Origin of the sequence: Marinobacter sp. CP1 (genome assembly GCF_001266795.1) — a bacterium.
Taxonomy (GTDB): domain Bacteria; phylum Pseudomonadota; class Gammaproteobacteria; order Pseudomonadales; family Oleiphilaceae; genus Marinobacter; species Marinobacter flavimaris.
In genome coordinates this window covers 2,451,398-2,474,746 of record NZ_CP011929.1, presented here as the reverse complement: position 1 = coordinate 2,474,746, position 23,349 = coordinate 2,451,398, and the positions used below count along the sequence as shown (strand labels likewise).

The 23,349-nt window shown below is 55.4% G+C and carries 24 protein-coding genes, 1 pseudogene and 2 riboswitches; of the genes and pseudogenes, 14 read left to right on the top strand and 11 right to left on the bottom strand.

The genetic code is table 11. From position 1 onward, the window contains the following. Positions 1-50: 50 nt before the first annotated feature. The 3 genes and pseudogenes from ACP86_RS11450 to cadR form a co-directional block, all read right to left on the bottom strand. On the bottom strand, positions 51-689 hold the full coding sequence (locus ACP86_RS11450) for a TolC family protein (RefSeq protein WP_008175810.1): 639 nt from the start codon (positions 687-689) through the stop codon (positions 51-53). Further along, a pseudogene (locus tag ACP86_RS11445) lies at positions 686-3,580 on the bottom strand (efflux RND transporter permease subunit); the annotation flags it as partial. The pseudogene ACP86_RS11445 and the gene ACP86_RS11450, both read right to left, overlap by 4 nt. A 203-nt stretch (positions 3,581-3,783) precedes the next feature. Continuing rightward, positions 3,784-4,218, bottom strand: coding sequence for a Cd(II)/Pb(II)-responsive transcriptional regulator (gene cadR, locus ACP86_RS11440; RefSeq protein ID WP_008175821.1), 435 nt, complete (start codon positions 4,216-4,218; stop codon positions 3,784-3,786). Between the two features lie 98 nt (positions 4,219-4,316). Between cadR and ACP86_RS11435 the strand changes: the two genes are divergently transcribed. From ACP86_RS11435 to ACP86_RS11405, 7 genes are all read left to right on the top strand, one after another. Further along, positions 4,317-5,213 (top strand): cation transporter, encoded by an 897-nt coding sequence (locus ACP86_RS11435; RefSeq protein ID WP_008175823.1) that lies wholly within the window; start codon positions 4,317-4,319, stop codon positions 5,211-5,213. Between the two features lie 4 nt (positions 5,214-5,217). Then, positions 5,218-5,757: a signal peptidase II gene (gene lspA / locus ACP86_RS11430; RefSeq protein WP_008175825.1), complete on the top strand. Its 540-nt coding sequence runs from the start codon at positions 5,218-5,220 to the stop codon at positions 5,755-5,757. 70 nt (positions 5,758-5,827) lie between these two features. Beyond that, positions 5,828-6,736 (top strand): cation diffusion facilitator family transporter, encoded by a 909-nt coding sequence (locus ACP86_RS11425; RefSeq protein ID WP_053113918.1) that lies wholly within the window; start codon positions 5,828-5,830, stop codon positions 6,734-6,736. Positions 6,737-6,769: 33 nt separating this feature from the next. Continuing rightward, complete coding sequence (locus ACP86_RS11420) at positions 6,770-7,771, top strand: arsenic resistance protein (RefSeq protein ID WP_227507881.1); 1,002 nt, start codon at positions 6,770-6,772, stop codon at positions 7,769-7,771. Between the two features lie 44 nt (positions 7,772-7,815). Continuing rightward, positions 7,816-8,454, top strand: coding sequence for a DsbA family protein (locus tag ACP86_RS11415; RefSeq protein ID WP_053113381.1), 639 nt, complete (start codon positions 7,816-7,818; stop codon positions 8,452-8,454). A 22-nt stretch (positions 8,455-8,476) separates the two neighbouring features. Beyond that, positions 8,477-9,319, top strand: coding sequence for a cytochrome c oxidase assembly protein (locus tag ACP86_RS11410; RefSeq protein ID WP_053113382.1), 843 nt, complete (start codon positions 8,477-8,479; stop codon positions 9,317-9,319). Continuing rightward, positions 9,316-9,939, top strand: coding sequence for an SCO family protein (locus tag ACP86_RS11405; RefSeq protein ID WP_053113383.1), 624 nt, complete (start codon positions 9,316-9,318; stop codon positions 9,937-9,939). The genes ACP86_RS11410 and ACP86_RS11405 overlap by 4 nt, the downstream gene beginning before the upstream one ends. 61 nt (positions 9,940-10,000) lie before the next feature. Here ACP86_RS11405 and ACP86_RS11400 read toward each other — a convergent pair whose 3' ends face one another. Continuing rightward, positions 10,001-10,408, bottom strand: a complete 408-nt coding sequence (locus ACP86_RS11400; RefSeq protein ID WP_008173636.1) for a MerR family transcriptional regulator — start codon at positions 10,406-10,408, stop codon at positions 10,001-10,003. A gap of 69 nt (positions 10,409-10,477) precedes the next feature. Between ACP86_RS11400 and ACP86_RS11395 the strand changes: the two genes are divergently transcribed. From ACP86_RS11395 to ACP86_RS11370, 6 genes are all read left to right on the top strand, one after another. Next, positions 10,478-11,203 (top strand): cation diffusion facilitator family transporter, encoded by a 726-nt coding sequence (locus ACP86_RS11395; RefSeq protein ID WP_008173639.1) that lies wholly within the window; start codon positions 10,478-10,480, stop codon positions 11,201-11,203. After that, positions 11,200-11,634 (top strand): disulfide bond formation protein B, encoded by a 435-nt coding sequence (locus tag ACP86_RS11390; RefSeq protein WP_008173641.1) that lies wholly within the window; start codon positions 11,200-11,202, stop codon positions 11,632-11,634. The genes ACP86_RS11395 and ACP86_RS11390 overlap by 4 nt, the downstream gene beginning before the upstream one ends. Continuing rightward, a complete protein-coding gene (locus ACP86_RS11385) occupies positions 11,631-12,308 on the top strand; it encodes a DsbA family protein (RefSeq protein ID WP_008173644.1) in 678 nt (225 codons plus the stop codon). The genes ACP86_RS11390 and ACP86_RS11385 overlap by 4 nt, the downstream gene beginning before the upstream one ends. An 81-nt stretch (positions 12,309-12,389) precedes the next feature. Further along, positions 12,390-13,112 carry a cytochrome c biogenesis CcdA family protein gene (locus ACP86_RS11380; RefSeq protein ID WP_008173647.1) on the top strand — a complete coding sequence of 241 codons (723 nt, stop codon included), beginning with the start codon at positions 12,390-12,392 and terminating at the stop codon, positions 13,110-13,112. 57 nt (positions 13,113-13,169) lie between these two features. Next, positions 13,170-13,526 carry a DUF3703 domain-containing protein gene (locus ACP86_RS11375; protein WP_008173648.1) on the top strand — a complete coding sequence of 119 codons (357 nt, stop codon included), beginning with the start codon at positions 13,170-13,172 and terminating at the stop codon, positions 13,524-13,526. Between the two features lie 17 nt (positions 13,527-13,543). Beyond that, entirely contained in the window at positions 13,544-14,170 is a 627-nt protein-coding gene (locus ACP86_RS11370) for an SCO family protein (protein ID WP_053113916.1), read from the top strand. A 62-nt stretch (positions 14,171-14,232) separates the two neighbouring features. Here ACP86_RS11370 and ACP86_RS11365 read toward each other — a convergent pair whose 3' ends face one another. Both ACP86_RS11365 and ACP86_RS11360 read right to left on the bottom strand, forming a co-directional pair. Continuing rightward, positions 14,233-15,858, bottom strand: a complete 1,626-nt coding sequence (locus ACP86_RS11365) for a GMC family oxidoreductase (RefSeq protein ID WP_053113913.1) — start codon at positions 15,856-15,858, stop codon at positions 14,233-14,235. Continuing rightward, complete coding sequence (locus ACP86_RS11360; RefSeq protein ID WP_053113911.1) at positions 15,855-17,834, bottom strand: alkyl/aryl-sulfatase; 1,980 nt, start codon at positions 17,832-17,834, stop codon at positions 15,855-15,857. The genes ACP86_RS11365 and ACP86_RS11360 overlap by 4 nt, the downstream gene beginning before the upstream one ends. 144 nt (positions 17,835-17,978) lie before the next feature. Here ACP86_RS11360 and ACP86_RS11355 point away from each other — a divergent pair, with 144 nt between their 5' ends. Further along, complete coding sequence (locus ACP86_RS11355; protein ID WP_008177359.1) at positions 17,979-18,875, top strand: LysR family transcriptional regulator; 897 nt, start codon at positions 17,979-17,981, stop codon at positions 18,873-18,875. Positions 18,876-18,941: 66 nt separating this feature from the next. Here ACP86_RS11355 and ACP86_RS11350 read toward each other — a convergent pair whose 3' ends face one another. The 5 genes from ACP86_RS11350 to ACP86_RS11330 form a co-directional block, all read right to left on the bottom strand. Next, entirely contained in the window at positions 18,942-19,244 is a 303-nt protein-coding gene (locus ACP86_RS11350) for a monooxygenase (protein ID WP_008177357.1), read from the bottom strand. Positions 19,245-19,342: 98 nt separating this feature from the next. Next, positions 19,343-20,278 (bottom strand): DMT family transporter, encoded by a 936-nt coding sequence (locus tag ACP86_RS11345; protein WP_053113909.1) that lies wholly within the window; start codon positions 20,276-20,278, stop codon positions 19,343-19,345. A 90-nt stretch (positions 20,279-20,368) separates the two neighbouring features. Then, positions 20,369-21,715, bottom strand: a complete 1,347-nt coding sequence (gene gdhA / locus ACP86_RS11340; protein ID WP_053113907.1) for an NADP-specific glutamate dehydrogenase — start codon at positions 21,713-21,715, stop codon at positions 20,369-20,371. A 13-nt stretch (positions 21,716-21,728) separates the two neighbouring features. Continuing rightward, entirely contained in the window at positions 21,729-22,115 is a 387-nt protein-coding gene (gene rnk / locus ACP86_RS11335) for a nucleoside diphosphate kinase regulator (RefSeq protein ID WP_008177352.1), read from the bottom strand. A 318-nt stretch (positions 22,116-22,433) separates the two neighbouring features. Next, the gene (locus ACP86_RS11330; RefSeq protein WP_227497903.1) at positions 22,434-23,033 is read right to left on the bottom strand and encodes a trimeric intracellular cation channel family protein; all 600 of its coding nucleotides are present in this window, start codon (positions 23,031-23,033) and stop codon (positions 22,434-22,436) included. A gap of 40 nt (positions 23,034-23,073) precedes the next feature. Next, positions 23,074-23,172: riboswitch (glycine riboswitch) on the bottom strand. Continuing rightward, a riboswitch (glycine riboswitch) is annotated at positions 23,173-23,258 on the bottom strand. It lies immediately after the preceding riboswitch. Positions 23,259-23,349: the final 91 nt, after the last annotated feature.

Sequence of the window (23,349 nt, the reverse complement as noted above, 5' to 3'; positions counted from 1 at the left end):
ACTCAATGGGGGAAAGGGGGCCGTGTGTCCGGACAACAGGAATTGATCGATTATTGATCAGTCACGGCCGCCAATGAGCGGTAATGGCGGTAACCCGCACAGTCTGCGAGACTTGCTGGGGACCTATGAGAAATCCGGGCTAGAGTATCCAACTCCGTTTTGACCCTGAGCATTTCACTTTGCGAGCCGATGCCATAGTCAAGCCTCTGTTCCGTTACGGTGGCCAGTTGCTCGACCAAAGCGCGTGTCTCATGATGGAGATTGATCGCTTCATTGGTATACCACCAATATGCATACGCCTCCTTAACGCGAGCTGTCAGCTGCCTTATTAGCCACTGAGTCTCCTGCTGGGCGGCAAGCATTCCGGCCTCCGCTGCCTTGCGAGACGCCGACAGATGATCCGGCCAGGGCAGCTGCTGGCTTACCTCAAAGCGATGCCCAACTGTATTAGGTCCCTCTAGAGTTTCAGGCGCAATGCCATACTTGATGACCGGGTCGGCCCAAGTATCTGAGCCCTCCACTTTGGCTTCTGACATTTCGGCGACAGATCTTTGCGCGCCCAGAGTCGCGTTATTGGTCAGAGCCTCTTGAACCCAATCGTCAACGACCTCAATAGGTTCGGCGTTTATCGGCAAGGCCATTGTGATCAGCAGGATCAGAACGGTTTGGATGCCAATGGGTCTAATCATCGGAATGTTCCTTTTTTGGCGATTTTTTTCAGCCGTGCGCGCTGCCAGAGATAGAAAATCACCGGAATCAGCAGCAGGGTCAGGATCAACGTGGTGACCATGCCACCGATCATCGGGCCGGCGATGCGTTGCATGACTTCTGAGCCGGTGCCACTGCCCAGCATGATGGGCACCAGGCCAGCTACAATGGCCGCGAAGGTCATCATGATCGGACGCACCCGTTGCGCAGCACCGTCACTGATCGCCTTGCGCAGGGCATCTGCCGACAGCTGGCCTGATTGATGATCCACGGTTTCCAAAGCGTTATGCAGAGACTGGTTCAGGTACACCAGCATCAGGACTCCGATCTCCACCGCCACCCCGGCCAGGGCAATAAAACCGACGGCCACGGCCACGGAGAGGTTGTAACCCAGCAGATACATCAGCCAGATGCCACCGATCATGCCGAATGGCAGGGTGCCGAGAATAATGCCCACCTCGGTCAGGTTGCGGAAGTTCAGGTACAGCAGAATGATGATGGCCAGGGTCAGCGGCACCACCAGCGTCAGGCGTTCCTTGGCCCGCTGCATATACTCATATTGGCCAGACCAAGTCAGGGAGTAGCCAGCAGGTAGATCCACCTGTTCTTGCACCACGGACTGCGCCTCCCTTACCCAACTGCCCAGATCCCGGCCCTCGATATCCACCAGAGTCCAGCCATTGATACGGGCGTTTTCCGACTTGATCATGGGCGGCCCCTGGTCGATCCGGATATCCGCCACATCGGCCAACGCGATACGCTGGCCATTGGGTGTCACCATCGGCAGCAGGCGCATCTGCTCCACCGAATCCCGGTAACCCTGGGGATAGCGCAGATTGATGGGATAGCGCTCCAGACCCTCCACCGTGTTGGCCACGTTCATGCCGCCAATCGCGGTACGTACGACCGATTGAATGTCTGCGATATTCAGCCCGAAACGAGCGGCAGCCTCGCGCTGTATATCCACCTTGATGTAGCGTCCGCCGGCCACCCGCTCGGAAAACGCAGAGGCTGTGCCGGGTATGTCAGTCAACACCCGCTCGAGCTCTTCCCCTATACCCTGGATCACCGCCAGGTCAGGACCGGCCACCTTGATGCCGACTGGGGTCTTGATGCCCGTGGAGAGCATGTCGATGCGGGTTTTGATCGGCATGACCCAGGCGTTAGTAAGGCCCGGAAGTCTGACGGTCCTGTCCAGTTCCCGGCGCAGAGATTCCGGCGTCATGCCGGGTCGCCACTGGTCCCGTGGTTTGAACTGGATAAAGGTCTCAATCATGGTCAGCGGGGCAGGATCGGTGGCCGTATCGGCGCGGCCAATTTTTCCGAACACGGTCTCCACTTCCGGAATACTGGCAATCAGCTTGTCGGTCTGTTGCAGAATCTATCGGGCCTTGCCAATGGAGATACCAGGATAGGTGGTGGGCATGTACATCAGATCCCCCTCGTCCAGAGGCGGCATGAATTCACTGCCCAGCTTGTTGGCCGGCCAGAAGCCGATGATCAGCACCACCAGGCCTCCGGCAAGCATCAATGCCGGCCGTCGCAAAGCCCAGCCGATAATCGGTCGGTACAGGGCGATCAGCAGTCGGTTGATGGGATTGCGATGTTCTGGCAATACCTTGCCACGGATGAAATAGCCCATCAGCACTGGAACGAGAGTGATGGCCAGCCCGGCTGCCGCCGCCATGGCGTAGGTTTTGGTGAACGCCAGGGGGGCGAAGAGCTTGCCCTCCTGAGCCTCCAGGGTGAAGACCGGCAGAAAGCTCACGGTGATGATCATCAGTGAGAAAAACAGCGCGGGCCCCACCTCACCCGCGGCCCGCGACATCACGGCCCATCGGTTTTCCGGTGTCAGCGGGGTTCGCTCCATGTGTTTATGGACGTTCTCCACCATCACGATGGCCCCGTCCACCATGGCGCCGATGGCAATGGCAATACCCCCGAGGGACATGATATTGGCGTTGATGCCCTGGGCGTGCATCACCACGAACGCCGCAAGGATACCTACGGGCAGACTGACGATGACCACCAGCGACGACCGTAGATGGAACAGGAATACTGCGCAAATAAGGACGACCACCAGGAACTCTTTCAATAACTTGCCATACAGGTTGTCCACGGCGTTATTAATGAGTGTGGAGCGATCGTAGGTAGGAACCACTTCTACACCATCGGGGAGGCTGGTTTTGATGTCCTCCAAGCGTTGCTTGACCCCTTCGATGGTTTTCAAGGCGTTCTCACCGAAACGCATCACCACAATGCCTCCGGCCACTTCCCCTTCCCCATTCAGTTCGGCGATACCGCGACGGACCTGTGGGCCAAGCTGCACATCGGCCACGTCTTTCAGTAACAGGGGCTTGCCGTTGTCGTTGACCCCCAGGGGGACCTGTCGCAGATCGTCTTCGTTCTGCAGGTAGCCGGTGACCCGTACCATGTATTCCGCCTCGGCCATCTCCACCACCGAGGCGCCGGTTTCCTGGTTGGCGCTGTTGATGGCGGAATGGATGCGCTGCAGGGTAATGTCGTGGGCCCGCAGTCTGTCCGGGTTCACCACGACCTGATACTGTTTCACCATGCCGCCAACGCTGGCGACCTCGGATACACCGGGCACGGTTTGCAGTTCAAACTTCAGGAACCAGTCCTGAATAGCCCGCAGTTCCGACAGGTCATGCTGACCGGTGCGGTCCACCAGGGCGTAGGAGTATACCCAGCCAACGCCGGTTGCATCCGGCCCCAGCTCTGGTTTGGCGGCATCGGGCAATTGCCCGGCCACCTGGCTCAGGTACTCCAGTACCCGGGAGCGGGCCCAGTACAGATCGGTGTTGTCATCGAAAATGACATAGACAAAGGAATCACCAAAAAAGGGGTATCCGGATTTTTTGGTTGATTGGCTCATATCATGATGACGGAACCAACCATCAGCTCAGCGGATTACCTGGTTGATGACGACTCTTCTTCACGGCCCCTGCAAGTTTGCAGCAACGCCCAGGTTCGCATGCCGAGATACGCAGTGAGGCTTCGCGATCAACACACCATGCATTCACAATGTCACTGCAAGGTCCGGCATGTCTCTGCTCAGTCCTTACGGCCTGAGCTAGCCCTATACAGCTGTTGTTTGCTCTCCTCGCTGATCCCCGTCAGGATGCCGCAGGCATTGATCTCCCGACCCTCGTTGCAACTCGCCCTCAGTGAAACGAGTTGTTGCTCAAGCGCTTGCAGAGCAGTTATCTGCGACCGCACATGAGAGATGTGGTCATCGAGCATGGCGTTGACGGCGGTACAAGGCTGGCGAGGGTCGTCCTGATAGCTCTGTAGCTCGCGAATCTCTGTCAGTGACAGGTCCAGAATTCGGCAGCGGCGGATAAAGGCAAGCCACTCGCCATGCTTCTCGGTATAGACACGGTAACCATTCTCCTGCCGTTCTGGCGGCGGCAACAGGCCCTGCTGCTCATAGAAGCGGATCGTCTGCGTGTCGATACCCGCTATCTGGGCTAACTGACCAATGCGCATCAGGCTTACTCCTCAACGGATCATCTGTCCCATTGACCTTATAGTAGCTATATAGTTTTTAATACTAGCAATCTATGTTGGTTAACTGGAGCCGTATCGTGAGTAAAGCCTGTGGTGGCCCATGTAGCTGCGATGCAACGCCTGCAGCGGATACCGATATGCCGGTCTCCTCCGAAGCGTCAGGGGAATGGGTCAGCGTGTATGCTGTGCCGAAGATGGATTGTCCCTCAGAAGAACGGATGATCCGCTTGGCGCTGAACGGCTTTGATGAGATTCGAACGCTGTCCTTCGACTTGTCGAACCGCCGATTGGAGGTCGTGCATGACGGCGAGGCTGAGCCCATTACCGCGAAACTGGCGACCTTGGGGCTAGGCGCCTCTCTTCAGGAAACCGTCATTGCCGACCCAGAGACGATCAAGGCCGCTGAGAGCTCGGCGGTCTCTGCTACGCAGGAGTCAGGCACTCTGCGCGTGTTGCTCGGTATCAATGCGATCATGTTCGTGGTGGAAATGACTGCTGGCCTGATCGCCCAGTCTACCGGCCTGATCGCTGATTCCCTGGATATGTTTGCCGATGCAGCCGTCTATGGCCTGGCTCTCTATGCCGTAGGGCGCAGTGCGAAAATGCAGGTACGTGCCGCGCATCTGGCAGGGGTACTGCAACTGATTTTGGCTATCGGCGTACTCGTCGAGGTGGTGCGACGCTTTGTTTTCGGTAGTGAGCCTGAATCGCTGATGATGATGGCGATCGCCTTCGTCGCGTTGATCGCCAATACCGGTTGCCTGCTGTTGATATCCAAGCACCGCGAAGGCGGCGCGCATATGAAGGCAAGCTGGATATTTTCGGCCAACGACGTGGTCATCAATCTGGGGGTTATCCTTGCAGGGCTTCTTGTTGCCTGGACCGGCTCCAACTACCCGGATCTGGTTATTGGCGGTATTGTGGGAGGCATTGTACTCATTGGTGCCAAGCGAATTCTTGCGCTAAAAGGATAATTCGATGTCTGAAGACCGTTCTCGCTTTTTTACGCTCACCTTTCTCGGCTTTTCGGCACTTATAGCACTGGCCGACCAGCTTATTAAATGGCTCGTCCAGCAATCCATGGCTTACGGGCAATCGGTTGAGATCACTCCTTTCTTTAATTGGGTGCACGTATGGAATAAAGGCGCTGCCTTCAGTCTCTTTGCCGATGGCGATGGCTGGCAGCGATATTTTTTTATTGCGATAGCCATTGTCGTCTCGGCTGTTCTGGTCAAATTGATTCGGGACAGCCATAAGCGAACCGAAGCCCTAGCCTATTCGATGGTACTTGGCGGTGCATTCGGAAATGTCATCGACCGAGTTTTTCGAGGCTATGTTGTCGATTACCTGGATTTTCATTGGCAATCCTGGCACTGGCCGGCATTCAATATTGCCGACGCCTTCATAGTCCTGGGCGTGATCATGATTTTTGTCACGGGCTTCAGGGCCGAAAAAGTGTGGGAAACAACATGGAAAATCGCCAGAATGGCTAGTTTGCGCGATGTCGCCAACGCATAACCCTCTTAGTCAGGCTTAGCGAGTATTGCGACTACATTTAGTTGAACAGTAACCGAACAAGGAGAAAATAATGGGCCACGAGCATGCTCACATGTCGCCGGATACCAAGGACAAGCGAGTTGCAGTAGCCATCTGGGCGAATGGCGTCCTGACTGTCGCCCAGATCGCGGGCGGGATCTTCGCTGGCAGCCTGGCGCTGATCGCCGACGCTATACATAACTTTTCAGACATGGCATCGCTGGTTATCGCTTTTGCCGCCCGGAAAATTGCACGCCGCCCGGCCGACTCAAAGATGACCTTTGGCTATGGGAGAATTGAGATCGTTGCGGCACTCATAAACTACACCACCTTGATCATGATAGGCCTTTACCTGATCTACGAAGGTACCATGCGATTCATTGAGCCGACGGAAATCAAGGGATGGTGGGTAATCTGGCTTGGCATTGTCGCACTGGTAGTGGACGCGCTGACCGCGCTGCTGACCTACTCGATGCAGAAGGGCAGCGTTAATATTCGTGCGTTGTTTTTACACAACTTGTCTGATGCGTTTGCCTCAATAGCAGTCGTTATAGGCGGTGCCCTGATTCTGCTCTACGACATGCGCTGGGTTGATCCAGCGATCACAATTGGTATCGCCAGCTACATTCTCTACCTGGGCCTGACGGAAATCGGCGGAACCATCCGAACACTCATGCTGGGCAGTCCTGTGGATATCGACACAGATTCGGTCATTGAGGCTGTATCAAACGTAGAGGGCGTTATCGACCTTCACCACGTACATTTCTGGCAGATGGGTGAGCATGATGCCTCCCTTGACGCCCATGTGGTGGTCGAGATAAGTGCCTGGAATGAACTTGAAAAAGTCAAGGGTGGGATAAAACGAACTTTGGAAAACGAGTTCGGCATCACTCATTCAACATTGGAGTTTGAACATCCTGATCACAGTCACAAAGATGCCCATACTTATGGCCATGGCTAGCAGGGCTGCTGAAATGGGTGCCGTGTGGCAGATATGCTGCGAATGGCCGACATGCCTCACGGTTACGAGCACGCCATGCGAGACGTAATTGAACGCCATCAGGTCTGGGCCTACCTCATCGCGGTTATCCTCGGTCTTGTTGTCGGTTGGACAGGATCTCTCGGCGACAATGTGCCGGAATACCTGATCTGGGCCTTGCTTGGGGTTTTGCTCTACGCCACGTTTACTCAAACACCGTTGACTCACCTGTCTGATGTGTTCCGGGATCGTCGGTTCATGAGTGCCTTGCTCACCGGCAACTTCCTGGTGATGCCAGCGATCACTGCCTTGCTGGTGTTGGCACTGCCGGATAATGACGCGCTGAAGCTGGGTGTGCTTCTGGTATTGCTGATGCCCTGTACCGACTGGTTTGTCACCTTCACTCACCTAGGCAAGGGGGACAGCACCCGAGCCATTGCGGCAACACCGGTTCTGCTGATTGCTCAACTGGGTCTTCTTCCACTTTACCTCTGGCTTTTCATGGGTAATCAGTTCGACGTGAATCTTGAGCTTGGGCGGCACCTCCTGCCGGCCTTTGGCGGGCTGATTATTGTCCCGCTTATCCTGGCATTTCTGACTGAAAAATGGGCCGAAAACTCCAGAAAAGCCATCGGGTTCATTCGCTTCATGGGTCTGATGCCGGTCCCTCTGCTGACAGTCGTACTGTTCATCATCTCAATGACACAGGTCAGCCAGATCGACAGTACCGGCTCACTTATCTGGCCCTTGATGATTCTGTTTCCGGCCTATCTTCTAGCTGCGGCTCTGGTTGGAAAGGCTCTGCGCCGGGTCTTTCGATTACCGGTAGAAACCGGTCGCACCGTCATCTTCAGCCTAGGAACACGCAACTCCTTCGTGGTTTTACCTTTGGCACTGTCAATGCCAGAGGCCTGGGCTGTGGCCGTCGTGGTGATTGTCGTCCAGTCTTTGTTGGAACTGTTTGGAATGATGCTTTATCTGCGGTGGGTGCCTAGTCGGCTGCTACCGGACACCTGAATAATCTGAAACCCGTAAACTCATTTAAAATAGGAAAATCTCCCGTGCAAACCCGAACCCTGGTCATCAGTCTCCTTCTTTTTTGTCTGGTTGTCTTTGCTGGTGCTTTTGTTATTTACGATCGCTCCCAGGGCACTAATGAACCCGCCGTTGTTGAAAAAACGCCACTGGTGAGGGATTACTCTCCCGTTATTGGCCCTGAGGACGCGCCGGTAACCATTGTCGAGTTCTTCGACCCATCCTGCGAAGGTTGTCGCGCCATGAATCCCTATGTGAAACAGATTCAGGCTGCCTACCCGGACAACGTGCGTCTGGTACTGCGCTACGTATTGTTTCACAAAGGCTCGGAAGAGGCCGTCAGAATCCTGGAAACCGCCCGTGAACAGGGGGTCTATGAGCCGGTACTGGACGCTGTTATGGAAGCACAACCGAAATGGCACGATGATCCAAAGGTCGCCGCAGCATGGGATGCGGCGGAGTCAGCCGGACTTGATGTCGAAGCCGCTCGGGCCGGTATGAACTCACCCGAGATTGACGGCATTATTCAACAGGATGCTGCGGACGTTAAGGCGGTTGGAATTTCCGGAACCCCAACATTCTACGTTAACGGAGACACCTTGAGCCGCCTGGGGCCTCAGGAACTGTACGACCTGGTGACATCCAAGGTAGGGTCACTGAAATAACAACAAAACAACCGGCAACGCTATGTCACTGCTTGACTACCTTTTACCCTACGATTTCTCGCCGCTGACCATACTCAGCTACATGCTCGTGATGGGATTCTATGGCGTCGGGCTAATTCGGATGCCGGAACAGGACCGGCCAGGCTCACTGCGGATCTTTGCGTTCACCCTGGGGGTACTGATCTGTTATGCGGTGATGCAGACCCGCTTCGATTACTACGCACAATACATGTTCTTCGTCCATCGGGGCCAGCACCTGATTCTTCATCACATCGGGCCTATCCTGATCGCGCTTTCCAATCCCTTGCCAGTCATGCGGTTCTGGTTTGAAAAAATCAGCCCAGGCTGGAGGCGCACGCTCCGGCCTCTGAGTTGGGTTTATCAAGTCCTGCAACAACCCTTCATCGCCCTATTCCTGTTTGTCGGGCTCATTTATTTCTGGCTGTGGCCATCAATCCATTTCGACGCCATGCTCAGTCGAGATCTGTACTGGGTCATGAACTGGAGCATGTTACTGGATGGCCTGCTGTTCTGGTGGTTGATCTTCGACCCGCGACCGCCTGCGATCACCTCATCGTTGGGGTATGGCAGACGCATGTTGGTTCTGGCTGCCGCAGGTGTGCTTCAGATGTTTCTTGGGGCGTGGATCGTGTTCTCACGTGACATGGTCTATGACGTTTACGAAGTCTGTGGCAGGGCCTGGCCGCTGGACCCGGAAGTCGACCAGCTTCTGGGCGGCATGCTGACCTATATTCCTCCAGCCATGATGAGCATCCTTGGTATTCTTCTGATGCTCCGGCGAGCCATGCATCAGGACGGAAAATATACCAACCAATCCAAACAACTTGAGGAAACAGCGTCATGAGAACTCGCTTCTGGCGACAGCGCACCAAAATCATATCGGCGACCTTAACGCTGATAGCATCCCTATTGCTGACTGGTTGCTTTGGCAATGACGAGGAAGACTGGAACGGTAAAAACATCAGTGGCTTGATGCCTGAGCTGGAATTCGACCTGATCAATAGCCAGGGCAAGTCTGTATCTGGCGATGATTACAGTGGCCGCGTGAGAATGCTGTTTTTCGGGTTCACCTCGTGCCCCGATGTTTGCCCGACCGCCCTGCAAAAACTCAATCAGGCAACCAGTGGCCTGGACCCCGCGCTTCAGGATGAAGTACTCACTTTGTTCGTGAGTGTCGATCCGAAACGTGACACGCCTGAGCGTCTCGCAAAATACGTGGATTTCTTCGGCGACAATATTGTAGGACTCACTGGAAAAGAACCCCAGCTTCGTGAACTGGCAAAACGATATAGAACAACCTTCGGTTATGACGAACCTGCCGCTGATGGAAATTATGCGGTGTCACACAGCAGCGCGATTTATGTATTTGATCGCGAAGGTAACCCCCGCCTCTTAATGCGGCCCGATCTGAGTAGAGAAGAAATTCGGCATGACCTCGTTGCTCTTATTCAGGAGGATGCCTGACTGAATAGACTGTCCCAACTCGAATTGAGACAGTCCTGGTTGGCGGGCACATACAAAGTGGTTAAGCAGAGCCGGAGAGTGTCTCGATAATTCGGCAGTCCATAATAACTCCGCCGTCACAACACGCACTCAGTCTTTCCAACTCGTGTTCCATTGCATGTAGATCTTTCAGTCGAGAGCGCACTTGAACCAGTTGTTGTTCAACTTTGGCGTCCACACCCGCACAGGACTCCTGCTGACGATCCGCCAGTGAAAGCAGTTCACGAATATCGTCAAGGCTAAATCCGAGCCCGCGGCTTCGTCGAATAAACAGCAGCCGCGAATGATCCTCTTCGGAGTAGAGACGATAGCCCGACTCCGAGCGGGTCGCTTTCGGCAACAGTCCAATTTTTTCGTAATAACGGATGGTCACGGGCTTAACGCCCGTATCATCAGCTAGCCGACCGACCGTGTTCCTTTTTTCGCTCATCGCTATTGACCTTATAGTTACTATAACCACCAGTGTATCGATGTATTGCACGTTTTAGGAGGGTTCGTCGTGGACAGCTGCTGTGAAAACAAGGCCGGTGAACTGGCACAATTGCGAGCGAGCCAAAGCCGGGTGCTTTACATTGCGCTTGCCATCAACGCAGTGATGTTTGTGGTGGAATTCAGCGCCGGCTGGATTGCAAGCTCTACCGCGTTGCTGGGCGATTCGCTGGATATGTTTGGCGACGCGTCTGTCTATGCACTGACACTGTTCGTGCTGGACCGAAGCCGTCGCGCGCGTGCCGGAGCGGCTTTGTTCAAAGGCGGCTTTATGCTGTTGTTCGGGCTTGTTGTTGTCGCCGATGCCATCCGCAAGCTGGTGATACAGGAAGTGCCCGCCGCCGAGTGGATGGGCGCTGTCGGCGCTCTTGCCCTGTTTGCAAACGGCGTTTGTTTTGTGTTGCTCTACCGTCATCGTGCGGACGATCTCAATATGCGTTCCACCTGGATGTGTTCCAGGAACGATCTGTTCGCCAATAGCAGTGTAATCATTGCGGCAGGATTGGTCGCCCTCACCAATACCCTCTGGCCGGACATCATTGTGGGCCTCGCCATTGCTGCGCTATTCCTGCACTCCGCTTGGCAGGTCATCCGTGAGGGTATGGAGGAATGGCGTGCCGGTGGGGCTGAAACCGCCGATAAATCGAGCAAAGATGAAGGCGATACCGCTGGAAACAGCTGCTGCTCTTCTTCGCAAAGCACTTGTGCCAATGAATCCAGAGAGCCATCCCGGTGACCACCAATAACCGGGTGATTCCATGGGGGCTGCTGCTGTCAGCCTGGCTACTGGCGGCGGGGTCCTCGCTTTCAGCCATCTACATCGGGGAAGTTCTCGGGCAGGCTCCGTGCGTTCTGTGCTGGTTTCAGCGCGCCTTCATGTTTCCGTTGGCGGTGATTCTCGCAGTCGCCTGCTACTACTCGGATTTTAACGTTTGGCGCTACGCTATGCCGCTGTCTGTCATTGGCTCCCTGTTCGCTCTAGCCCACTCACTGCTTTATGTGGGGCTCATTCCACAACCCATTCAGCCCTGCACGGCCACTGGCCCGTCCTGCTCGGGTGACGGAATGACGATATTTGGTGGGCTGCCGCTTCCGTTTCTATCGCTGGCCATTTTTGTTGCCATCATCATTCTGCTCTTGCTTATCCGTCGGAGAGTTCATACATGAATCGTCGTGCCATCTTTGTTGTCGTGTGTCTCGTGCTGATCGCAGCCTTTTCAGCCGCCGTCCTATTCAAGCCACAGCCCCAGCAGCCTCAAAAAACGGCCACCACCGGCGAAAAGTCTGTTGCCGCTGCCGAACCGATCGCGAACCAACAAGCATTGGTACGCTTCCATTCGCCCACATTCGGGCCTGCCGACGCACCGGTGATCATCGTTGAGTTTTTCGACCCCTCCTGCGAAGCCTGCCGGGCGTTCTACCCGATCGTGAAACAGATACTTGCTGAGTATCCAGGCCAGGTGCGGCTTGTTTTGCGGTACACAATGTTCCATCAGGGTTCCGAGGAAGTCTCCAGAATTCTGGAAGCAGCTCGCCTGCAAGATGTCTATGAACCGGTGCTGGAAGCTGTGTTGGAGGTGCAGCCGGCCTGGCACGACGACCCGAAGGTTGCCAAGGCATGGGGAGCGGCCGAGGCAGCCGGTCTGGACCTGTCCCAAGCCCGTGAGGATATGCAATCCGAACGGATAAGCGCCATCCTTGATCAGGACATGCAGGACGTCAAAACCATCGGTGTTCGGGGCACCCCGACTTTTTTCGTGAATGGCCGCCAACTCACGGAGTTTGGTCCCAAACCGCTACTTCGTCTTGTTCAGGAGTCGCTCCCAGACGCACAGAAATAGTCGACCGGTGTCGAACAAAACACGGATGGGCTTGATGCCCTCCACCGTCAACTGAACTCAGAAAATTGAGGACTCACGGAAATGCCAGATCTTGCGACATGGGGAATGCTGGCTGCTTTTTTTGGCGGCCTGGTGTCATTTTTCTCACCCTGCACTCTGCCGCTGGTTCCGGGGTATCTATCGGTCGTTACGGGCGGCACTGTCACAGACCGTTCGAGTCGACTGCAATCTCTGTGGCTCAGTATCTGTTTTGTCCTTGGGTTCAGTGTAGTGTTCATCGCTTTTGGTGCCAGCGCTAGTCTGCTCGGTCAGTGGCTGATGGCCTACCGGCAGGAAGCCAATCTGGTGGCGGGCATTCTGATTGTGCTGATGGGGCTATTTATGCTGGGCTGGTGGAGCATGCCCGCGTTACAGCGCGACTGGCGCTTTGGGCAAACCCTTGAGGGTGGACGGCCCACGGCAGCGTTCCTTCTCGGCTTGGCCTTTGCCGTCGGGTGGACACCGTGTATTGGCCCGATATTGGGCGCTATCCTGGCTCTCAGTTCCACCCATGCGAATGCTGAAACCGGCATGCTGTACCTGGCCGTTTATTCGCTGGGGTTGGCAATTCCATTTTTGGCAACGGCTTTATTTATTAAGCACTTTCGGGCGCGAGTGCGCTGGATGAGCCGCTGGAGTCAGTCACTGAGAATCCTGGCAGGGCTGGTTCTGGTTGTTATGGGGGTAATGGTGCTGACGGGACAGATGACCCGGTTTGCATCATGGATGTTATCCGCATTTCCGGTACTCGGAAGACTCGGTTGATCCCGGGCAAATCTTTGCCCACAACTTAGCTGGCCGATAAGGCAGGAGAACTGAGCAGTGAACAGTGAACTCAAGACGTTCTATCTGACAGAACCGGCAGCAGCCGCTGATGCTGACAATCAGGGCGATGTCGCTACAGCGTTCAGACATCTTGAACGGGCTCATATTCTGAGCCAGAAGTTCGCGTTAGCGCACACGACAACACATTTGCGCATGCTCCGGCTTGGCTGGCACGCGCGCGATGCTCGCGAGGTTCTCGGTCAGCTGGCTCGGGCCTTCGCTGCGTTGCTGGTTTCACGAATCCGGGTTCCTGTCGGCAATACGGGACGTGCCAACGTCAGCGCATTTGAACCGATGGCGGTGCCGGAAGACTTGGCGATTGTTCTGGGACACCAGAATCCTTCCAACACGTAATTGAAGGACACCACTTGATGATCAAACCCTGCTTCCAACACCACGCAAAGCGCTTTGCATCCATTGCATTGATGATGCTGGCAATCCTCCTTGTTGGCTGCATGGGCGATGATCCGCCGGATTGGCACGGGACAGACATCAGCGGCGTGATGCCCAAGCTTGAATTCGATTTGATCGACAGTCAGGGAACACGGGTTTCAGGCGATGATTACAGTGGTCAGGTACGAATGCTGTTTTTCGGATTTACCTCTTGCCCTGATGTTTGCCCCACTGCTCTGCAAAAACTCAGCCAGGCCGTCAGCGGGCTGAGCACGGAAAATCAGGAGGAAGTACTTACGTTGTTCGTCAGTGTCGATCCTCAGCGCGACACACCCGAACGCCTGGCGGAGTACGTCAATTTTTTTGGTGACAAAATCATCGGGCTGACCGGCAACGCCTCTGACCTCCGCACGCTTACCCAGCGATACCGGACGACGTTCGGGCATGAAGAACCGGACGCAGAAGGTGACTATGCCGTTACTCACAGCGGTGCAGTCTATGTGTTTGATCGTGAGGGTAATCCTCGCCTGCTTATCCGGCCGGAAGATTTAAGCGCTCAATCCATTCGGCAGGACCTTGTTGGCCTGCTTGAAGAGGATTACTGAATGACTGGAGGCTCTGGAGGAAAGCTCTGACTCGAATGTTCGCTTTTGTTTTAAGCTGACAATCAGATATCGCAGCCCTCCGCCTTTTCGAGAATCATGTCAGCAGCCTTTTCGGCAATGGCAATCGTAGGCGCGTTGGTATTGCCGCTAATCAGCCGTGGCATGATGGACGCGTCCACCACACGGAGGCCTTCGAGTCCGTGCACCCTGAGTTGTGGGTCCACGACCGCCATCCTGTCAGTTCCCATTTTGCAGGTGCCCACCGGGTGGTATACCAGGCCCACCTTTTCCTTCACCTTTTCGATGATCTGCTCATCGGACTGGCGATCTGCACCCGGGTGGAGTTCCTCACCCCGATAATCGTCAAAGGCCTTCGCCGCGAGAATCCGGCGGGCCTGGCGGATACCATCGACCATGGCTTTGCAGTCATCGGGATCGGCAAAGAAGTTGTAGTCGATTTCCGGCGCCGCAAACGGATCGGCCGACGTTATGGTTACGTTGCCTGAGCTCTTCGGCCGCAGCACACAGACATGCACTGAATAACCGGGGTTGGACATGAGTTTCAGGTCCCGACCGCTATCATCAAACAGCAGCGGCAGCATGTGGAGCTGAACATCCGGGCGATTAACGCTGTCACTGGATTTGATAAAACCGCCAGCCTCGGTGATGGATTTAGCGAGCTTGCCCCGTTTACTGAGGAAGTATCGGATGGTATCCGGGAGCATTTTCAGCAGGCCACCGAACGAGGCAGTGAAGCCACTGTTCTTCCTGCTTGAGACCAGGACGCAGGCGTCCACATGCTCCTGAAGATTCTTACCCACTCCCGGTAATTCGTGCAGGCACCGAATACCCAGGTTTTCCAGGGTGTCGCGGTCTCCGATGCCGGAAAGCTGAAGCAACTGGGGCGAGTTGATCGCTCCACCGCTTAGAATGATTTCCCGGTTTGCCCGCAACACCCGATCTCTGCCCTTGTGGCGGAGCTCTACCGCAACAGACCGTTTGCCCTCGAACACCACTTTTTTCGCCTGTGCGTCGGTGAATACAGTCAGGTTCTGGCGAGTCATGGCCGGCTTCAAATAGGCGTCGGCGGCACCGAATCGACGGCCATTCTTGATGTTCAGGTGGAAATAGCCCACGCCTTCCTGGTTGGCGCCGTTAAAATCGCTGTTGCAGGGAAAACCGGCCTGCCGTGCCGCATCTACGAAAGCTTCGGACATCGGGTACTCCGCTGTTTCCGGTGCACTGATGTGAAGGTTGCCACCTTTGCCGTGATAAGGGGTTCCGGAAAGCGTCTCGTGGTGTTCCGATTTTATGAAGTAAGGCAACATCTCCCGATAGCCCCAGCCTTCATTACCGAGTGCCTCCCACTCGTCGTAGTCCTCTTTCTGACCGCGCACGTAGAGCATGCCGTTTATTGACGAACTACCACCAAGCCCTTTTCCCCTGGGGGTAAACAAGGGCTCACCATCTCGCAGTTTCTGGTCGGGCCTGGCGTTGAATGCCCAGTTGTACTTCTTGAGAAACATGTGGGCGGCAAAGGCGCCCGGCGTCCGGATCGTGAACGAATCCCCACCCGGCCCCGCCTCCAGTATGCAGACCGAGTATCTGCCATCGGCTGAAAGCCGATCCGCCAGTACGCTACCGGCAGAGCCGGCACCGACCACGATGTAATCAAAATTCTCGTTCACGGTTTTTCCCCCACCGGTTCAATGATGGAGAAGTTTGCTGGTGGTTTTTCCAGCATTTGCAGCAGGCCAAAGAAGGCATCCACTGCCCCCTCGACCTGGATCTCGCCAGACTCCACCGCCTCCGGGAAGCTGGTTTTTTGAAGAAGGATATTATCCAGTACCGCTCGGTGCATACTCACACTGGCGTGGGCACGCTCGTCCAGCTCCCCCGACCGATGGGTCAGCGTGGCGTTCTGAAGGTTCAGCCGATAATCCTCACCCTGGTCGGTAATAGACCAGTTGATCACCAGATGCTCTCCGGCGGCTTTTTCCGGGTCAATCCTTACTGCCATCGAATCAAAAAACATACTGATTTGCAGTGCCTGCATCAGGTCTGGCTGCAGCCCCACATGTTTCGGTGTAATCACGCCGTGGCGCAATTCGTGCGCACCAACGAGGTAGGCGCTACGCCAGGTGCCCGCCTCGGCCTGGTAACCAAGCTGCTCCAGAGCGTCCGCGCCCAGTTCGCGCGCTTCACGGTTTTCAGGGTTGGCATACACGAGATCTCGCATCACTGATGCAACCCAGCGATAGTCGCCGTCCGCAAAATCTTCGCGGGCCTTTCGGAGCACTTCTGCCTCACCGCCCATGTAGTCGATGGTGCGTCTCGATTCTTCACGAGGTGGCAAAGGGTTAAGGTTGGCGGGATTGGCGTCATACCAACCCATGTAGCGCTGATATACACCGCGGGCATTGTGGCTGACGGTTCCGTAATAACCGCGCGCTGACCATTCCTGGTTCAGGCTTTCAGGTAACTGCAGGTTTTCAGCAATATCGCCTGGCAACATGCCACGGTTCATCATACGAACCGTCTGATCATGGATATACTTGTACAGGTCCCTTTGAACTTCCAGAAAATGCGTGATGTCTTCCGGGTTCCAGATCGGCCAGTGATGCTGGGCCACCAGAATGTCCGTGCGATCAGCGAAGCGAACCAGTACCTTGTCGATAAACCTGGACCAGGAACTGGCGTCGCGAATGGCGGCTCCGCGGATGGTGTAGATGTTATGCAGGTGCTGACTTGTGATCTCGGCGGTGTTGAGCACACGGAACTGAGGGAAATACATCATCATCTCAGATTCGGCTTCGGTGCCGTGCGCCATCTGGAAGTCAATCTCGATACCATCGATGGTCAGGTTGGCGTTGTCAGGCACGGTATCGGTGGGAGCAATAAGGCTGAGCCCACCGCTACCCAGTGCCTTGCCAAGCCCGGTGTCGACATGACCTCTCACGCCCGGAGTCAAACCAGCGCCGAACTGGTAGGTGGCGCGACGGGTCATGGCGTTGCCGGCAATCACATTCTCTGCAATTGCATGCTCCATAAACCCCTCTGGAGCATAGATCCGAACCTTCCCGGCTCGAACATCCTCCTCATTAACGACACCCTTCACACCCCCGAAATGATCCGCATGGTTGTGTGTGTAAAGCACTGCCACCACGGGCTTTCTGCTTCGATGCTGGTAATAGAGTTCCAGACCGGCGCGCGCCGTCGCGGGCGTCAGAAGGGGGTCGATGATGATCAGGCCGCTGTCACCCTCAATGATGGTCATATTGGACAGATCCATGTTGCGGACCTGGTACATGCCTTCGACCACTTCGAACAGCCCATGGATCGCATTCAGTTGCGCCATGCGCCACAGGCTTGGATTGACTGAATCCGGAGCGGCATCGGCCTGCAGGAAGGCGTAGGGCGCCATGTCCCAGGCCACGTGACCTTCATTATCCAGCACCCTGCCATCAGGCAACGCACCCAAGAAGCCACGGCGAGCGTCCTCAAACGAACGGGTATCGGAAAACGGCAGCTCATTCAGTACCGCCTGGTTTAACTGTGCCGTCACGTCCGTTGCCGGCTTGGAGGTTTCGGCCTGAGCGATCATCGGGAACAGTAAACCGGCACCGAACGCTGTCAGCATGGCCTTCTTGAATAGGGGTAGCATGCGGAATCTCCTCTTTTTGGCGGCACCTGGGTTTTGTTGGTTTCGAATCGTGCGCCACGTAACTGCAGTTTGAAGCGAGGTGTTCCGTTCATCCAATGCAATGTTTCTTGACTTAATATGCGCAAAACGCATAGATATAGTGCCATGGACACACGACACATCCGGCATTTCATGGCGTTAGTTGAGTGCGGCAGTTTTGCCCGCGCCTCGGAAGTCGTGCACCTGTCTCAACCGGCTTTAAGTCGCAGCATCCAGGAACTGGAGCGCCAACTCGGGGCCAGACTGTTCGATCGGGGGCGCTTCGGGGTGGTTTTGACCGCGCACGGGCGAGCCGCTCTACCCCACGTCCGGGGCCTGCTGGCAGCGGCAGAATCTTTAAGACAGGAAGTCGAGGCCATCGACGAGCTTGAGACAGGCGAATTGAATATCGGAACCGGCCCCTACCCGGCGCTGGCACTGATGGATAAGGTCTGTGCCCGGTTTGTGGATCAGTATCCGGGAATCCGCCTCAACATTCGGACAGATAACTGGCAGGATTTACGCCTTGCGCTGTTGGACCATGAGATAGAGCTCTTTGTGGCCGATACCGGCGAGTTGTCTGGCGATCCCGATCTGGAAATAACCCACTTGCCGCAGCCCGAAGTTGTTGTGTTTTGTCGTCATGATCACCCGTTGGCTCAGGCGACGGGGGTGGTATGGGGAGATTTACTCGATTATCCAATAGCCATGACACGTGTTCCTGAAGATATGGAACGGAATATTCAGGCCATGAGCGCGCAACAAGGGGGGCTGAAACGAAGAATCGAGTGCGACAATATTGCCATGCTTGCGGCCATTGTTACTGGCAGCAAGGCCATCAGTATCGCACCCAGACCTATAGTGGCCGATTTGCTTGATAGCGGAAAGGTGACAACCGTTTCTGTATCCGGGATTGAGACTCTTCGGACCCGCTATGGTGTCTTGCAGCGTTGCGGGAGGCCGCTTTCACCGGCGGCAGCCAAGTTCCATTCCATGGTTCTGGAATTCGCAAAACTGAAATGAACCAGGAACATGGCATTTAAGGCGCATTCCAGAAAGCCAGGTTTGTGAAGCAGGGGCCAACATGATTCAGACCGGACCGTGATCAATGGCGGAAAGGGCCTCGTTCACCTGGAACACTTTGCCGTTGACCTTCGGCACACCGAATTCTTTCAGCCGGGCCGTATGCTTGTTCAGATAGGCCCTTGCACTGCTCTCATCTTCGAAGAGATAGATACCGCCCGCCTCGCAGGAGTCGGGATTTTCTGTCCAAATCTTCCAGAGAAACCCCGGCTCCCTGGCAATAGACTCGGCAAGCTCGGCCATCGCACTCGCCATCTCATCGCCAAACGGGCCGTCGTAAGGAAAATCCAACTGTAGCAGGGTTCTCATCGTTCACGTCCTCCTGAGTTCATCAATGCATCATAGCCCTAACCCACACTAGTGCAGGCAGGCGTCATTTTCTGGCCCACAAGCCATTTCCCGGAACTTCAACTCTCTCCCGACACCGTGGAATCCAGATCCGCAAGCACTCCCGGTATCTCCTCAGCTTCTGAACGTCGGTTCAGCAGCAACGCCTGCGCAATACCCGCCAGAATGATCAGGGCGCAGCCGGCCAGCTGGAGGCTATTCAGGCCCTGATCAAACAGTATCCACGCAAGCGCCACAACGGTAATGGGCTCCAGATAAGCCAGGGTGCCGAACGTGGCCGCGGGCAGAGACCTCAGAGCGATAACGGCCAACAGGATGGCCAGGAAACCCGGCAGAATACCGGCAGCAATCAACCACCCCCACTGCGCGCCGGAAATGACTTCGCTCTCCAGCAGCACCAGCGGCAACATGCACAAAGCACCAGCGAGCATCTGGTAACCACTGCGGCTGAACACATGAACACGGTCATCCATGGAACGATTGGTTAACATAAACGCCGAGTAACAGAGCATGGCGCAGAAAGCATAGGCCAGACCGATGGCTTCTTCTGCCCGTCCACTCAGGTTGAAGTTGAATTCCATCATCATGGCGAAGCCCAGCAGCGCGAATCCGACCAATCCAACACTGGCCGAGGTGAGGCGCTCTCCGAGAAAGAAATGAGCCGCCACAGAGGCCGTCACTGGTGCCAGATAAAGCACCATAACAGCGTTCGCCATACTGGTGTAATCCATTGCCAGGATGTAAAACATCACGAAACCCGCCAGGAAAGCACCGGTTACCAACACCTTCATACCGGGCCACATAAAGATCTTGCTGTGTTGCCTGGTTGCCAGCAGATAAACCGCCACCAAAACGGCCCCAATGAAGAGCCTATAGAAGGTAACCGTCTCGGCCCCCACCCCCGCATAGACCGAAATGGCACCGATCGTTCCCATAAAAACTGCGGAGAACGCTGCGGATAGTAAAAAGACTCCGGATCTCGATACTGAAGTCATGCTACCTCTGAACTAATGAATACCCCGTTTAGTCCCGCCTCGGCAAAGGGCAGGCCTGCGCTACACGAACAGAAGGCGCCTCCAGACTATTTAAATAACCCCAAACGCCAGCATCGCATCAGCAACCCGGCAAAAGCCTGTGGTATTGGCGCCAAATACGTAGTCTCCCGGCCGGCCGTATTCTTCAGCGGTTTCAAAACAGGAGCGGTGAATTTCGATCATGATGTCCTTAAGGCGGTGTTCGCTGTAATCGAAACTCCAGGAGTCCCGGGAGGCGTTCTGCTGCATTTCCAGCGCGCTGGTAGCCACGCCACCGGCATTAGCCGCTTTTGCAGGACCAAATAAAATGCCGGCGTCGCGGAACAACTTCACCGCGTCTGGAGTGCACGGCATATTGGCACCTTCAGCAACCGCCAGGACGCCATTGCGAATCAACGCCTTCGCGTCGCCCCCGGTCACCTCGTTCTGAGTGGCGCACGGCAGGGCTACCTGACAGGACAGTTCCCAAATGGACGCCCCGCGCACGTAATCGCTTCCATTCTGCCGCCGGGCGGCATAATCGCTGATTCGGCCGCGTTCCGTCTCTTTGATCTGGCGAACCAGCCCAACATCGATTCCGCCCGGGTCGTAAACGTAGCCACTGGAATCGGAGCAGGCGATCACCCTGCCCCCAAACTGCTGAACCTTCTCCATCGCATAAATTGCGACGTTCCCGGAGCCGGAAACTACCACGTCCTTGCCCTCCAGATCGGAACCTTGAGCCGCCAGCATCTCCCGGACAAAATAAACCGTTCCGTAACCTGTCGCTTCCTTGCGCACACGAGCACCGCCCCATCCGAGGCCCTTACCAGTCAGCACGCCAGATTCGTAACGGTTGGTGAGGCGCTTGTATTGCCCGAACAGAAAACCAATCTCCCTGGCTCCTACGCCGATGTCGCCTGCTGGCACGTCGGTGTACTCGCCAATATGCCGATACAGTTCGGTCATGAAGGATTGGCAAAACCGCATGATCTCATTGTCAGATCGGCCCTTGGGATCAAAGTCGGAACCACCCTTGCCTCCGCCGATCGGCATACCGCTCAGAGAGTTCTTGAAGATCTGCTCGAAACCCAGAAATTTCACCACGCCCAGATTGACGGAAGGATGGAACCGCAAGCCCCCCTTGTAGGGCCCAAGGGCCGAGTTGAATTCAACGCGAAACCCCCGGTTGATCTGCACGGTACCAGAGTCATCCACCCAGGGGACCCTGAAAATGATTTGCCGCTCTGGTTCGCAAATACGCTCAAGGAGCTTCGCTTCCTTATACTCGGGATGCTTGGCAATCACCGGCGCCAGCGAGTCGAGAACTTCCAGAACGGCCTGATGAAATTCAGGTTCCGCGGGATTTCTCAGGACGACCTGCTCATACAGCTGGTCAAGGGGGGCTTTCTGGTGCATGCATCTTCCTCGTTCAGTTTGCGTGAGTCACATGGATAATTTTCAGACGCAGCTGGTTCTTTCCAGCCAAAGGCCAATCAATACGATCGCCTACCCGAAGACCCAGCAAGGCTGCACCCGCCGGAGCCAGGACGGATACACACTCCTCGCTTCCGTCTCGCGGGGTCGAGTACACGAGTCTCTTCGTGTACTCGGCGTCGTTACTCTCATTTTTAAAATGGACCAGAGAATTCATGGTGACGGTGCCGGAAGGCAGCTTTTCGGCATCAACCAGAGTTGCTCTATCAAGCTCGAGCGCAAGCGCTTCGGCTGTTTCAGTGCCATGTAGCTGTTTCTCCAACATCGCAGATAAACGATCAAAATCCTGTTCTAAGACATAAATAGCTGGACGTTCGGACATACCGACTCCTATAGGCCCGCAAGGCAAGGTTCAGTTAGGGGATGTGTTCAGAGGGTTTCGCCGAATTCGACGAGGGATTCGACGAATTCAGCGAAAGGAATGGCAAATACGGCGAGGCCCGGCAGCCAGAAATGCCGCCGCTGATAAAACGGAATGGATGAAGTAAAAACCGGTTTTCATTTTGAAACTCAGCGACTCTGAAAAAGGAAAAATCTTAGCAAGCTACGTTAGCTCAGTTCACGAGGAAATGAAACGATGAAAAGGTCTGAGGCTAGACCATGCCCACAATTCGAGGGCTTTCTCAAACCCACATCGCGCTCATTCCCAGCGTGTCTGCGAATAGCTGAATACTGGCAACGACAACCCCCAGCGAATGGCCGCCATACGCAGAAGCAGCCCGAGACTGAAAGCGGCCAAAAGAGTGACATTCTCGCCCACCCCTTGGCGAAGCAAGGTCAGGTACAGGAAAGCCACCATCAGTGAAACGCTGGCGTAGAGTTCGTGGCGCAGCACCTGCGGGGTGCGGTTACATAAGATATCCCGGATGATACCGCCAAAGATCCCTGTTGTGATGCCGGCCATGACCACCACCACGGTGTCATAGCCCAGCTTGAGCGCGACATTGCAGCCAATAACCGTAAAAGCCACCAGACCTATGGCATCCAGAACCAGAAACAACTGATGCAGATGCCGCATGAAGCGCGCAATCACGATGGTGACAAGGCCACCGGTAATGGTCATGTAGATATAGCGAGGGTGCTGGGTCCAGGTGACTGGGAAATTACCCAGAAGAATGTCCCGGACAGTTCCGCCACCAAGGGCGGTAAAAAACGCAATTACAGCGACACCAAACAGATCCATGTTCCTCCGCCCGGCGGTGAGGGCTCCCGACATGGCTTCGGCGGTAATGGCAATCATATAGATAGAGGTCAGCACACAGGACTCCTGAGTTTCTGTGGCCTCTCCCCCTGTCCCTGATACCTGAGAGTTTACAGAGCCTGGCTCTGCTTGCCCCTTCGGTGGACTGCGGTGGCAGTCGCTCTCCAGACGGCGTTAGATGATGCTCGCAGTACCTGTGCCTGAGCGTTTATGGGAGTTTGCGCCTTCGGCGGGGCCAACGGCCCACTCTCCTGCGAGACCGGGCATTATAGAGAGATAGGAAGCTAACGTCGAGCGAGGCGGCGGGCTGATAGGCTCAGAATTTTTGACTAATTCTTACTGGTTACTCCGTTAT